This window comes from Streptomyces sp. NPDC038213 (assembly GCF_055600495.1).
This window is the reverse complement of the sequence record NZ_JBVJYM010000013.1, coordinates 144,214-157,021: the sequence shown is the minus strand read 5'-3', so window position 1 is coordinate 157,021 and position 12,808 is coordinate 144,214. Positions and strand designations below refer to the sequence as shown.

Annotated in this window: 9 protein-coding genes and 1 pseudogene; 5 read left to right on the top strand and 5 right to left on the bottom strand. The window is 76.4% G+C overall.

The window, feature by feature from the left end:
• Positions 1–101: 101 nt before the first annotated feature.
• The 5 genes and pseudogenes from ACZ7JZ_RS20020 to moeZ form a co-directional block, all read left to right on the top strand.
• Positions 102–1,916, top strand: a pseudogene (locus ACZ7JZ_RS20020) (DUF3492 domain-containing protein); the annotation flags it as partial.
• 635 nt (positions 1,917–2,551) lie between these two features.
• The gene (locus ACZ7JZ_RS20015; RefSeq protein WP_470940921.1) at positions 2,552–3,691 is read left to right on the top strand and encodes a hypothetical protein; all 1,140 of its coding nucleotides are present in this window, start codon (positions 2,552–2,554) and stop codon (positions 3,689–3,691) included.
• Positions 3,692–3,949: 258 nt separating this feature from the next.
• Positions 3,950–4,945, top strand: coding sequence for an NAD-dependent epimerase/dehydratase (locus ACZ7JZ_RS20010; RefSeq protein ID WP_470940919.1), 996 nt, complete (start codon positions 3,950–3,952; stop codon positions 4,943–4,945).
• Complete coding sequence (locus tag ACZ7JZ_RS20005) at positions 4,933–5,694, top strand: spherulation-specific family 4 protein (protein WP_470940917.1); 762 nt, start codon at positions 4,933–4,935, stop codon at positions 5,692–5,694. Before ACZ7JZ_RS20010 ends, ACZ7JZ_RS20005 begins: the two co-directional genes overlap by 13 nt.
• 81 nt (positions 5,695–5,775) lie before the next feature.
• Positions 5,776–6,954 carry an adenylyltransferase/sulfurtransferase MoeZ gene (moeZ, locus tag ACZ7JZ_RS20000; protein WP_470940915.1) on the top strand — a complete coding sequence of 393 codons (1,179 nt, stop codon included), beginning with the start codon at positions 5,776–5,778 and terminating at the stop codon, positions 6,952–6,954.
• Positions 6,955–7,094: 140 nt separating this feature from the next.
• Here moeZ and ACZ7JZ_RS19995 read toward each other — a convergent pair whose 3' ends face one another.
• The 5 genes from ACZ7JZ_RS19995 to narJ all read right to left on the bottom strand — a co-directional run bounded on the left by ACZ7JZ_RS19995 (position 7,095) and on the right by narJ (position 12,806).
• Positions 7,095–8,624, bottom strand: coding sequence for an alpha/beta hydrolase (locus tag ACZ7JZ_RS19995; protein ID WP_470940913.1), 1,530 nt, complete (start codon positions 8,622–8,624; stop codon positions 7,095–7,097).
• Between the two features lie 112 nt (positions 8,625–8,736).
• Positions 8,737–10,116, bottom strand: a complete 1,380-nt coding sequence (gene hemG / locus ACZ7JZ_RS19990; protein ID WP_470940911.1) for a protoporphyrinogen oxidase — start codon at positions 10,114–10,116, stop codon at positions 8,737–8,739.
• Between the two features lie 58 nt (positions 10,117–10,174).
• The gene (locus ACZ7JZ_RS19985) at positions 10,175–11,374 is read right to left on the bottom strand and encodes a TIGR04053 family radical SAM/SPASM domain-containing protein (protein ID WP_470940909.1); all 1,200 of its coding nucleotides are present in this window, start codon (positions 11,372–11,374) and stop codon (positions 10,175–10,177) included.
• Positions 11,371–12,096, bottom strand: coding sequence for a respiratory nitrate reductase subunit gamma (narI, locus tag ACZ7JZ_RS19980; protein ID WP_470940907.1), 726 nt, complete (start codon positions 12,094–12,096; stop codon positions 11,371–11,373). The genes ACZ7JZ_RS19985 and narI overlap by 4 nt, the downstream gene beginning before the upstream one ends.
• The gene (gene narJ / locus ACZ7JZ_RS19975) at positions 12,096–12,806 is read right to left on the bottom strand and encodes a nitrate reductase molybdenum cofactor assembly chaperone (protein ID WP_470940987.1); all 711 of its coding nucleotides are present in this window, start codon (positions 12,804–12,806) and stop codon (positions 12,096–12,098) included. The genes narI and narJ overlap by 1 nt, the downstream gene beginning before the upstream one ends.
• Positions 12,807–12,808: the final 2 nt, after the last annotated feature.

Sequence of the window (12,808 nt, the reverse complement as noted above, 5' to 3'; positions counted from 1 at the left end):
CAACCGTCCGCCGCGCCACCGGCACATCCGCTTGAGTTCTCCCGCGGCGGGTCGCCGGACCGAAGGCGACCGCCCTCTCACGGGAGATCGGGGGTGCACTCGTGCGGATCGGACTGCTCACGGAAGGCGGATACCCGTATGCGGCGGGTGAGGCCAGGCTCTGGTGCGACCGGCTCGTCCGCGGCCTCGCCCAGCACGAGTTCGAGCTGTACGCACTGAGCCGCAGCGCCGAGCAGGAGGAGCGCGGCCGGGTGCCGCTCCCCCCGCACGTGACCCGGGTGCGCACGGCCGCCCTGTGGGCCCCCGCCGACGACGGGCGCTCCTACGGGCGCCGGGAGCGCCGCCGGTTCGCCGCCGCCTTCGCGGAGCTCGTCGCCGGGGTCTGCGCCCCCGGCGGGACCGAAAACGCCAACTCCGCTGATACGGGCAGCGCTTCGCGATCCGGCGCCCCGGCCGCCGCCGCCTCTGCCGCGGGCTCCGCCGCTGACCGGTTCGCCGCCGGGCTGTACGAACTCGCCGAACTCGCCCGAGACGAGGGCGGCTTGTACGCGGCCCTCCGCTCCGAGACCGCCGTGCGCGGCCTGGAAGCCGCCTGCAGGGCCCCCGGTGCGGGCCGCACCCTCCACCAGGTACAGGTGCCCGACCTGCTCGCCTTCGTGGACGAACTGGAGCGCGCCCTGCGCCCGTTGTCCCTCGACTGGTACGGAGACCTCGGCCGCGTCGACCTCTGCCACGCGGCCGCCGGCGGGATCGCGGCCCTGCCCGGCCTGCTGGCCAAACGCTTCTTCGGGGTCCCCCTGCTGCTCACCGAGTACGGGGTCCAACTCCGCGCCCACTACCTGGAGTCGGCGGCCCACGCCCGGCTCGCGGAGGCCGCGGGCCCGGCCGGAGACCCGTACGCGGGCGGGCCCTCCGCACCCCTCCGGGCCCTGCAGGCCGCCTTCCACGGCCGGCTCGCGGCCGAGATCTACCGGCAGGCCGACCTGATCACCCCCGGCAACACCCACGCCCGCCGCTGGCAGGAGCGCTGCGGGGCGGACCGGGCCCGGCTGCGGACGGTCTACCCCGGCATGGAGGCGGACCGATTCGCCACCGTCGGGGAGGACCCGGCGGCGGGCGATCCGCTCACCCTGGTCTGGGTCGGCCGCACCGAGCCCGCGAAGGACCTGATCGGGCTGCTGCACGCCTTCGCCGAGGTCCGCCGCGAGGAGCCGGCCGCCCGGCTGCGGATCTTCGCCGCCCCGGCCCGCACCGAGGAGGCGGCGGGCTACCTGGCGCACTGCCGGGCGCTGGCCGCCCAGCTCTTCCCCGACGAGGCGGTCAACGCCGTCACGGCCGGGGACAACCCGGTCTCCTTCGAGGAGATCGGCGGACCGGAGGTGCCGGAGCCGGCGGACGCGTACGCGTCGGGGCGGGTGGTGGTGCTGTCCTCCGTGGTCGAGGGCTTCCCGATCAGCCTGGTCGAGGCGATGTTCTGCGGGCGGGCCACCGTCTCTACGGACGCCGGAGCGGTCGTCGAGGTGATCGGCGGCACCGGGCTCGTCGTCCCGCCGCGCAATCCGCGGGCCCTCGCGGAGGCGTGCACGGCGCTGCTGCGCGACCCCGAGCGGGCCCAACGGCTGGGCGCCGCGGGCCGGGCGCGGGCGCTCGAACTCTTCACGGTGGAGCAGAACGTGGCCGCCTTCCGCGACCTCTACCTCGAACTGATCGCCCGCAGCCCCGCCGACCCGGGCACCCCGGTCCCCTTCGCCCTGCCGGCCGAGGCCCGGCTCCCGGGCACCTGGGCACCGGCCGGGGCGGGGGCCGGCGCCGCGGACCGGACCGGTCCGGCGGGGCAGCCCGCCGGGGCCGCGCCCGCCCGGCAGGAGTTCCCGTCCGCCGCCGCCGGGACGGAGCCGGCAGGGCCCGCGGGACCAGCCGACCCGTTCGCTGCGGCGCAGGCCGGGGCGGAGGCGGACCCGTTCCCGACTGCCCCGACGGCCGCCGTACCCGCACAGGCCCCGGCACAGGCGCCCGTGCCCGTACCGGCGCCTGTGCCCGTACCGGCGCCACCTTCCGCCCCCGCGGACACCCCCACCTTCGCGGCCGTGCCCGCAGACCCGCCCGCCGACGCGTCCGCCACGGACCCGGCGGCCTGGACGAACCCCGCCGCGCAGGCGGCCCCGGCGGACCCGGAGGGCTGGGCGGACCCCGCGGTCCCGGCGGACCAGGGGAGTTGGACGCCCCCCGTCGCGCAGGAGTCCTGGGCGGGTCCGTCCGCGTACGCGGACCCCGCGGCCTGGACGAACCCTGCCGCGGTGGATCCTGCGGCGGCGGTCCCCGCTGCTGCCGAGCCGGCCACCGCGGCTCCCGACACGGCGGCTCCCGACACGGCGGCCCCCGCCACCGAGGTCCCCGCCATCGCGGTCCCCGTCGCGGCGGCTTTCGCCGCAGCGGTGGACCCCGTGGTTCCGCCGCAGGCCGGGCTGGTGTCCGGAGAGCCTGCCGGAGTGGTTGACGGAGGGTTCGCCGGGCGGACCGCCGGGGGGCCCGGGGCCGGCGGAGGTGCGCTGTGAGCGCGGGCGGGTACGCGGGGGACGCGTACGCCGGGCGCGGCATCGGCGCGGGTGCGGCGGACGGCTCCGGGCGGGGTGAAAGGGAGGGCGTGCGGGTTGACCCGGGCGTCAATGCGGGGGTCAACGGGGCGCCGCGGCGCCGGGGGGCCACCGTCGATCCCGTCAAGGTCCTGCTGCACCGGCACCGGGAGCTGTGCGAACGCGCCGTGGACCCGCTGGAGATCGCCGCCGGTCTGGAGGCCCACGGCGTCACCGACCGCACCGCCGCCCGCTTCCGGCACCGCGACGTCTTCTCCCTCGCCGAGGAGCTCTACGCCCGCGCGCCCCGCGCCGACCGGAGCCCCGGCCCCGCCGGGCCGCCCGTACCCGCGGCGCCCCCCGGCCGGCGCCGCGAGCAGAACCTCGCGCACGTCCTCGCGCTGCTGCCCGGCATCCTCGCCGTGGCCGCCGTGCACCTGCCCGGCGGCGGCCCCGCGGCCGCCGCGGGCTGGGCCGCCGCCGGCCTCGGCGCCCTCTGGCTGTGCCTGCGCCGCGGCCCGCTGAGCGCCCCCGGCCCCCTGCTCGGCCCGCTGGCGGCCGCGGCGGCCCTGCTGCTCCTCGGGTACGGCTGGACCGAGGGGGCCGCCGCCGGGCCGGTGTCCGGACCGGGCACCGGGCCCGCGACCGGTGTGGCCCTCGCCCTGTCCCTGGCCCCCGCGAGCGGCTGCGCGGCGCTGTTCACGGCGGCCGCCCGCCGCCGGCTCGCCGCCAGCCGGGCCCTGGACGAGTTCGCCGCCGGCATCCGCCCGGTCCTCCTCGGGGTCTTCGCCCTGTACGCGGCCGCCCTCGCGGCCCTGCTGCTGCTCGCCGGCGGGGACCCGGTCCTCGGCCTGTGCCTCGGCGCGCTGCTCTTCACGGCCCGGCTGCTCGCCGTCCACGGGCTCACGGCCGCCGCGGGCCTCGGCGCCGGCTGCGCCGCCGAGGCCGCCGCCTGGGCGGCCGGACTCGAAGGGGCCGGGCTCGCCGCCGCCGCGCTCGCCCTGCTCGTCCACGCCTGCGCCGCCCTGTCCCGGGCCTCCGCCCACACCCGTACCCGGGCCCCCGCCCCGGCGCCCGCCCGCACACCCGCCCGTACCCCGGCCCGCAGCAGGGCCTGACCCCCGCCGGACCCGTACCCCGACCCGTACCGATCCGTACCCGCCCGTACCGATCCGCCCGCCCGACCCCCTGCCCCACCCCCCGCGCCCGGCCCGTGGAGCCGACGCCACGGGCCGGCCGGCCGGCCGCCAGGCCGCCGCCGGCACCACGGAGCACGAGAACGAGAGCGCTGCGCCCGCAGCGGACCCCGAGAAGGAGAACCGACACATGACCGCCCAACCCACCGCCACCCCCCGTCGGCAGGAAGGGAGCCCGCGATGAGGGTGCTGCTGATCGGAGCCAACGGATACCTCGGCCGCTACGTGGCCGACCGGCTCCTCGCCGACCCCGCCGTCCAGCTCACCGCGCTCGGCCGCGGGGACGACGCCGACGTCCGCTTCGACCTCGCCACCGGCAGCCCGGGGGCGCTCACCCGCTTCCTCGACGCCGTCCACCCCGGGGTCGTGATCAACTGCGCGGGCACCACCCGCGGCGGGGCCCGCGAGCTGACCCGCCACAACACCGTCGCCGTCGCCACCATCTGCGAGTCCCTGCGCCGCAGCGGCTGCGGGGCCCGGCTCGTCCAGCTCGGCTGCGCCGCCGAGTACGGGCCCAGCCAGCCCGGGTCCTCCACGGCCGAGGACGCCGTCCCCAGGCCCGGAGGGCCGTACGGCGTCAGCAAGCTCGCCGCCACCGAGCTGGTCCTCGGCTCCGGGCTCGACGCCGTCGTCCTGCGGGTGTTCTCACCCGTCGGCCCCGGCACCCCCGCCGGCTCCCCCCTCGGCCGGCTCGCCGAGGCCATGCGCCGCGCCATGCAGTCCGGGGACGGCGAGCTCAAGCTCGGCGGGCTCGGGGTGCAGCGGGACTTCGTGGACGTCCGCGACGTGGCCCGGGCCGTGCACGCCGCCTCGCTGTCCGCCGCCCAGGGCGTGGTCAACATCGGCACCGGCCGGGCCGTGCGGCTGCGCGACGCGGCCGCCGTCCTCGCCCGGGTCGCCGGGTACGGCGGCTCCCTCCACGAGCTCGACGCGCCCCCGCAGCACGGCTACGGGGGCCGCGCCCCCGGCCTGGGCGGGATCGGTGCCCAGCGCACCGAGTCGAACTCCGACCAGCTTGCCGCCGCCGTCCCGCCGTCCTTCCCCTACCCGGACGGCTGCGGGGCCTGGCAGCAGGCCGACGTGCGCACCGCCCGCGACCGGCTCGGCTGGCGCCCCCGGATCAACCTGGAGGAGTCCCTGGCCGACATCTGGATGGAGGCCGCGTGTCGCATCTGACCACCCAGGGCGCCCGCCCCGCCGCCACCGGGGCCGGGCGCACGGGATTCGGGGTCCCCGGCTACGCGCACCCGCTGGTCGCCCCGGTGGAATGGGCCGAACTGGCCCGCCCCGGCACCCCCCTGCACTGGGCCGTGCTCAACGTCTCCGACGGCCCGGGGCAGCGGCCCGACCCGCACTGCACGGAGGCCGCGGCCCGGCTCCGCGAGGCCGGCGGCACCGTCCTCGGCCGTCTCGCCATGCGGGACGGCGGGCGGTCCTTCGGGGAGCTGGTCTCCGATGCGCACCGGTTCTGCGACTGGTACAAGGTGGGAGGTTTCTACCTGGCCGGGGTCCCGTCCGGACGCCAGGGGCTGCCGGCGGTCCGCCGGGCCGTGGAGACCCTGCGGACCCTCGGCGCCCCCGGCCGCCCGGTCCGCATCGTGCTCGGGCACGGCACGCACCCGTACCCCGGCTACGCCGAACTCGCCGACCAGCTGGTCACGTTCGCGGGCTCCTGGGCGGACTACCGCTGGTCGCAGGTGGCGGAGTGGACCGCCGACCACCCCCCGGAGAAGTTCTGCCACTTCGTCCACGGGGTGCCCCGCACCCACCTGGAGGAGGCCGTGCGGATCGCCCGCTGGCAGGGGGCCGGGACCATCTGGTTCACGGACCGCTCCGACCGGCACGGAATCGCCGACCCGTGGGCCGCGATGCCCGGGTACTGGGACGAAATCGTCTCGCGGATCGGACCAGGTGTCTCGGAATGAAGAAGGGCGTGGCAGTGTTACGGGACAGAACAACCCCTTAAGTGCTCCCCGCGTCCGCGGGGATGACCCGCTGGAGTCCCCGTGTCGCTGCCACCCCTGGTCGAGCCGGCTGCCGAGCTCACCGTCGACGAGGTCCGCCGGTACTCGCGCCACCTGATCATCCCGGACGTCGGGATGGAGGGCCAGAAGCGCCTGAAGAACGCCAAGGTGCTCTGCGTGGGTGCCGGCGGTCTCGGCTCGCCCGCCCTCATGTACCTGGCCGCCGCCGGCGTCGGCACGCTGGGCATCGTCGAGTTCGACGAGGTCGACGAGTCGAACCTGCAGCGCCAGATCATCCACAGCCAGGCGGACATCGGCCGCTCCAAGGCCGCGTCGGCGCGCGACAGCGTGCTCGGCATCAACCCGTACGTGAACGTGGTCCTGCACGAAGAGCGGCTCGAAGCCGAGAACGTGATGGACATCTTCAGCCAGTACGACCTGATCGTCGACGGCACGGACAACTTCGCGACCCGCTACCTGGTCAACGACGCCTGCGTGCTGCTCAACAAGCCGTACGTCTGGGGCTCGATCTACCGCTTCGACGGCCAGGCCTCGGTCTTCTGGTCCGAGCACGGCCCCTGCTACCGCTGCCTCTACCCGGAGCCCCCGCCGCCGGGCATGGTCCCCTCCTGCGCCGAGGGCGGCGTGCTGGGCGTGCTCTGCGCCTCCATCGGCTCCATCCAGGTCAACGAGGCCATCAAGCTCCTCGCGGGCATCGGCGAGCCGCTGGTCGGCCGCCTGATGATCTACGACGCCCTGGAGATGCAGTACCGCCAGGTCAAGGTCCGCAAGGACCCGAACTGCGCCGTGTGCAGCGAGAACGCCACGGTCACCGAGCTCATCGACTACGAGGCCTTCTGCGGAGTCGTCTCGGAGGAGGCCCAGGAGGCCGCCGCCGGCTCCACGATCACTCCGGCCCAGCTCAAGGAGTGGATCGACGCCGACGAGAAGATCGAGATCATCGACGTCCGCGAGAAGAACGAGTACGAGATCGTCTCGATCCCCGGCGCCAAGCTGATCCCCAAGGGCGAGTTCCTGATGGGCACGGCCCTCCAGGACCTGCCGCAGGACCGCCGGATCGTCCTGCACTGCAAGACGGGCGTCCGCAGCGCCGAGGTGCTCGCCGTGCTGAAGTCCGCGGGCTTCGCGGACGCGGTGCACGTCGGCGGCGGCGTCATCGGCTGGGTCCACCAGATCGAGCCGGAGAAGCCCGTCTACTGAGCCGGGCCGGCCCGCTCTGCCGGGCCGGACCCGCACCGTACGGCCGGAGGGGCCCGTACCGCAGCACGCGGTACGGGCCCCTCCCGCATCCGGATGCGGGAGGGCCCCTCCCGCATCCGGATGCGGGAGCCGGGAAGGGCTCAGCCGCAGACCGTGCCCGTGGCCGGGACCCGGCCGTCGAGCAGGTAGCCGTCCACGGCCTGCTGCACGCAGGCGTTCCCGCTGTTGTACGCCCCGTGGCCCTCGCCCTTGTACGTGAGCTCCACCCCGACCCCGGGGCCGAGCCGCTCCGCCATCTTGCGGGCCCCCTCGTACGGGGTGGCCGGGTCGCCGGTGTTGCCGATCACCAGGATCGGGGCCGCCCCGGGGGCGCTGACGTCGGGGGTCGCCCAGGCCCCGGCCACCGGCCAGGCGGTGCAGCCCATCAGCCCCCAGCCGAGGAACTCCCCGAAGACCGCCGAGGCGGCCCGGAAGCGCGGCAGCTTCTGCCGGGTCTGCGCGAGGTCGTAGCGCTCCTTGGAGTCGGCGCAGTTGATGGCGGTGTTGGCGGCGCCGATATTGCTGTACGTACCGTCCTGGTTGCGGCCGTTCATGGCGTCCGAGAGGGCCAGCAGCAGGGCGCCCTGGCCGCCGTCGGCCTCGTCGAGGCCCTGTTCCAGCAGGGGCCAGAACTCCTTCGAGTACAGGGCCTGCGCGATGCCGTTGGTGGCGGCGGTCTCGGTGAGCTCGCGGTCGCCGCTGCCGGGGATGGCCTTGACCCGCAGCCGCTTCTGGAGGGCGACGATGCCCGCCTCCACCTCCTCGGCCGTGGATCCCGGCAGCAGGCACTCGTCCCCGCGGTCCACGCAGTCCTGCGCGAAGTTGCCGAGGGCCAGCTGGAAGCCCTTGGCCTGCCCGAGGGAGCTCTCCTCGGCGGTCTTGGTGGGGTCCACGACCGCGTCGAACACGGCCCGGCCCACCGAGCCGGGGAAGAGGTGGGCGTAGACCCCGCCGAGCTCGGTGCCGTAGGAGATCCCGAAGTAGTGAAGCTGCTCGTCGCGCAGGGAGGCGCGGATCCGGTCCAGGTCGCGGGCCGCGCTGGTGGTGCCGACGTACGGCAGGACCGCGCCGGAGTTCTTCTCGCAGGCCGCCGCGTACCGCTTGATCGCGTCGACGTACTCCTTCTCCTCCAGCGGGGTCTCCGGGGAGCCGTCGCCCTGGTAGTACACGTCGAGCTGGCGGTCGTCCTCGCAGCGGACGGTGGCGCTGCGGCCCACCCCGCGGGGGTCGAAGCTGACCAGGTCGTAGCGCTGGCGCAGCCGCTGGTAGTCCTTCGCGGCGCCGGGGAGGGTGGCGACCCCGGAGCCGCCGGGACCGCCGAAGTTGAAGACGAGGGAGCCGATCCGCTTCCCCTGGTCGAGGGCGCGGGCGCGGATCAGGGCCAGTTCGATGGTCCCGGAGCCGGGGTCGTCGTAGTCGAGGGGCACGTCGAGCCCCGCGCACTCCCACTCGGGGCCCGGCGGGGGGCCGCTGCCCTCGGCCGCCGAGGGCGCGGGGCAGGAGTCCCACTTCAGTTCCGGCGCCGCGGACGGCGATGATCCGGAACCGGAGCCGGAGCACCCGGCGAGGCCCAGCAGGACCGCGGCCCCGGTGGTGACGGCGGCGGCGCGCAGCCCGGCGGAGATCGTCATGCGCTCCATCCTGGGGCGGCGCGCCGGGGCGCGCCCGCCCGGTGCCCCATGCGGGTGGCCCGCGGGTCCCGGCCCTGCGGCAGGGGGTGGGGAAGCGGCGGGCGGCCCGCGGTCAGGCGGCGGGCAGCAGCCCGTCGGCGGCGGCGCGCCCGGTGGCGATGCAGGCGGCCACGCCCACGCCCTCGTACGCCGCCCCGCAGACGGCGATCCCCGGCAGCTCGGCGACCGCCTCGCGGATCCGCCCGACCCGCTCCCGGTGGCCCACGCCGTACTGGGGCAGGGCGCGGTCCCAGCGGGTGACGCGGGTGGCGACGGGTTCGCCGAGGGGGCCGACGGCGCGGTGCAGTTCGGCGGTCACGGTCCGGACGAGCTGCCGGTCGGGGCGGTCGAGGAGCTCCTCCTCGCCGATCCGCCCGACGGAGGCGCGCAGGACGAACAGGCCGGGGGCGGCCTCGTCGAGCCAGCCCCACTTGTTGGAGAGGAAGGAGGCGGCCTTGAGGGTGTGCCCGTCGGCGGGCGGGACGAGGAAGCCGTTGCCCGAGGGCAGGAAGTGGGCCCGGTCCCGGGAGAAGGCCATGGTGACCACGGCCGTGGAGGCGTGCGGGATCGCGGCCAGCTCCTCCTGGGCGGCGGGGGAGTGCGGGCGCAGCAGTTCGGCCGCGGCGAAGGCGGGTACGGCCAGGACCACCCCGTCGGCCTCCAGGGTCAGCGGGCCGTCGGCGGTGAGGGCGCAGATCCGCCAGCGGCCGCCGGGGGTGAGGTGCAGGGAGCGGGCCGTGGTGCCGGTGAGGAAGCGGGCCCCGGAGGCGGCGGCGACGGCCCGGGGCAGCCGCTCGGTGCCCCCGCGCAGGCCCTGGACGGCCGCGGCGGCCGGGCGGGGGGCGCCGGTGGTGCGCATCCGGCGCAGGGCCGGGAGGAGCGGTCCGCCGCGGGCGGCGAGGGCGGCGATCCGGGGCAGGGCGGCCTGGAGGGAGAGCCGGTCGGCGCGGCCGGCGTAGATCCCGCCGAGGAGCGGTTCGACCAGCCGGTCCACGGCCTCCTGCCCGAAGCGGCCGCCGAGGTACTCGGCGACGGAGCAGTCCTCCGTGACGGGCGGGGCCTCGACGCCCTCCTCGGCGCAGAGCCGGGCGGCGCCCGCGGGGGAGAGCAGCCCGGTGCCGGTGAGGGCGGCCGGTTCGGCCGGGATGCCCATGACGTGCCCGGCGGGCAGCGGGCGCAGGGCGCCGCCGGTCCAGACGGTGGTGGGGGCCTCGGCCGGATCGCACAGGGCGCCGCCGAGGCCGACGGCGGTGGCGAGTTCCACGGCCTCGGGCCGCAGGGCCATCAGCGATTCGGCGCCCTCGTCCACGGCGGCCCCGGCGACCGTGCCGGTGCGGAGCTTGCCGCCGACGCGGGCCCCGCTCTCCAGCACGGTGACGTCCGCGGCGCCCCGCAGCTGCCAGGCCGCGGCCAGCCCGCTGATTCCGCCTCCGACGACCACCACTGCACGCATGTCTCTGCTCTCCCTGGAGGGATAAGTTCCCGAAATGAACATATGGGGTGGGGGTCCGCTATGTCCTCGTGCTTTCGGTCAGAGCCCGGACCTCTTCCGGGTACGGGAAGCTGCCCGGCCGGTACGCGCAGGCCGGGTCCGCGGCCAGCAGGTCGCCGGTGGCCCCGTACGCCCGCGAGCGCGAGCCCCCGCACACCGCCTTGTACTCGCACTCCCCGCACTTCCCCCGCAGCAGTTCCGGCCGGCGCAGCTGCGTGAACAGCGCCGAGCCCCGGTAGACCTCCGTCAGCGGGTGGCCCTGCACGTTGCCCGCCGACACCGGCAGGAAGCCGCTGGGGTGCACCTCCCCGGTGTGCGAGACGAAGACGAACCCGCGGCCCGAGGACACGTCCATCGGCGGCCGCCGCACCGCCCGCCGCGCCCCGGCGTCCAGGCCCAGCTCCGCGGCCCGCTCCGACAGCCGCGCGTACAGCGGGCCGAGCGCCGGCCGCTCGCCCCTCGCGTCGAGGACGGTCCGCTGGAGGGCCACCCGCCGGAAGTGGTGCCCCTCCGTGGTCTTGGCGGCCATCACGGCCCCGCAGTCGTACAGGAAGTGCAGGACGTCCTCGGTCTCCGCGGCCGTCGGTGCGGCCAGCCGGCTGCCCCGCCCGGTCGGCACCAGCAGGAAGCCCGACCACAGCATCGCCCCCTCGCGGCGCACGAGGGCCGCGATATCCGCGAGGTCGGCCATCGTGGACCGGGTCACGGTCGTGTTGACCTGCACCTTCAGCCCCAGCTCCCGGGCCGTCCGCCAGGCGTCCAGGGTCCACTCGAAGACCCCGGGCACCCCGCGGAAGGCGTCGTGGAGCCCGGCCGTCGAACCGTCCAGGGACAGCGACAGGGCCACCGCGCCCGCCTCGCGCACGGCCGCGAGGTGCGTACGGGTCAGGGTCGGCGTACCCGAGGGGGACACCGCGATCCGCAGGCCCAGCCCCGTCCCGTACGCGATCAGTTCGGCCAGGTCGGGCCGCTGGAAGGGGTCGCCGCCGGTGATCACGAACAGCGGGCCCGGCCGCCCGAAGGCCGCCACCTGGTCCATCACCCGCCGGGCCGCCGCCCCGTCCAGCTCCCCGGGGTGCCGGGCGGTCTGCGCCTCGGCCCGGCAGTGCAGGCAGGCCAGCGGACAGGCCCGGGTGGCCTCCCAGATCACCAGGAACGGCCGCTCCGCGGTGTCGTGCCGCGGCCGCCGCACCACTGCCGCGGGCCGCACCCGGCTCACGAGGCCTTCTCCCAGCCCCGGCGCTGCGGCCGGGCGGCCTGCTGGGAGGGGTCGCGCCGCCGGTAGACCACGTACGGGCGGAACAGGTAGCCGAGCGGGGCCGAGAACGCGTGCACCAGCCGCGAGTACGGGACCAGTGCGAAGAGCGTGAACCCGAAGAGGACGTGCAGCTTGAAGGCGAGGGGCGCCCCGGCCATCAGGTGGTAGTCGGGCTGGAGCGTGAACAGGCTCCGGAACCACGGGGAGATGCCCTCGCGGTAGTTGTACCCGCCCGTCGCCCCGGTGGAGTTGAGGACGGTGGCCGTCAGCCCGAGCACGAGTGCGCCGAGCAGGAAGGTGTACATCAGGTGGTCGCTGCGCAGGGTCGCCCGGCGCACGGCGGGCACGGAGAAGCGCCGGTACACCAGCACCCCGATGCCCGCGGCCGCCGCCACCCCGGCCACCGCGCCCGTCGAGACCGCCATCAGGTGGTACGCGTGGTCGCTGAGCCCCACCGCGTCCGTCCACCCCCTCGGCACCAGCAGGCCCACCACGTGCCCCAGGACCACGAAGAGCATCCCGAAGTGGAAGAGCGGCGAGCCGATCCGCAGCAGCCGCGACTCGTGCACCTGCGACGAGTGCGTGGTCCAGCCGAACCGGTCGTAGCGGGCCCGCCAGCAGGTCCCGGCGACCAGCAGCACGACGGAGACGTACGGCAGCACGCCCCACAGGAGGAGGTCCATCAGGCAGACGCCCTTTCGGGAACGGCCGGCCAGGGCAGGTCGGCGGTCAGCGGCGGCCGGGCGGCCGGCGGGCCGCCCGCGCCCGGGAAGTCGGCCGGCGGCTCGATGCCCGGCCCGAAGGGCTCCAGCGGCGAGCCCGCGCCCACCAGCTCCTGCGGGGGCCCGCTGCGGGCCAGCGCCCTCGCCTCCGCCTTCGTCCCGGGCGAGGCCCCGGGCAGGGTGGTGCACACCGCCCGCAGCACGCCGGCGTACGGGCTGCCCGCCTCGGCCAGCGCGAGGCGCAGCAGCTCCAGCCCGGCCCGGTGCTCCTGGAGCAGCTCGGTGCCGGCCTCCTCGCGCAGGGCGGCGAACTCCAGGGCCGCGGGCAGGAAGTCGGGCAGCTCCTCGCCCGCGTACTCCAGCCCGAAGTCCCGGTAGATCCGCTTGATGCGCACCAGCGACAGGCCGCGCCGGCGGGTGTCCCCGTCGGTCCACCAGGTCAGGTACAGGCAGCGGCGGTTGCGGGTGTCGAAGGTCTCGGTGTACCGCTCGCACAGCGCCAGCGGGCTCTCGCCCTCGGCCCCGTCGAGGAAGGGGCCGAGCAGTGCGGCCGGTTCGGCGGGCGCCCCGGCGAGGGCCGCACGGAGCCGGGGGAGCTCGTCGTGGAAGCGCTCGCCCGGGTACTGGAGCACGCAGCCGGCGACCAGGCGGACCAGGGCATCGGGGCTCATCT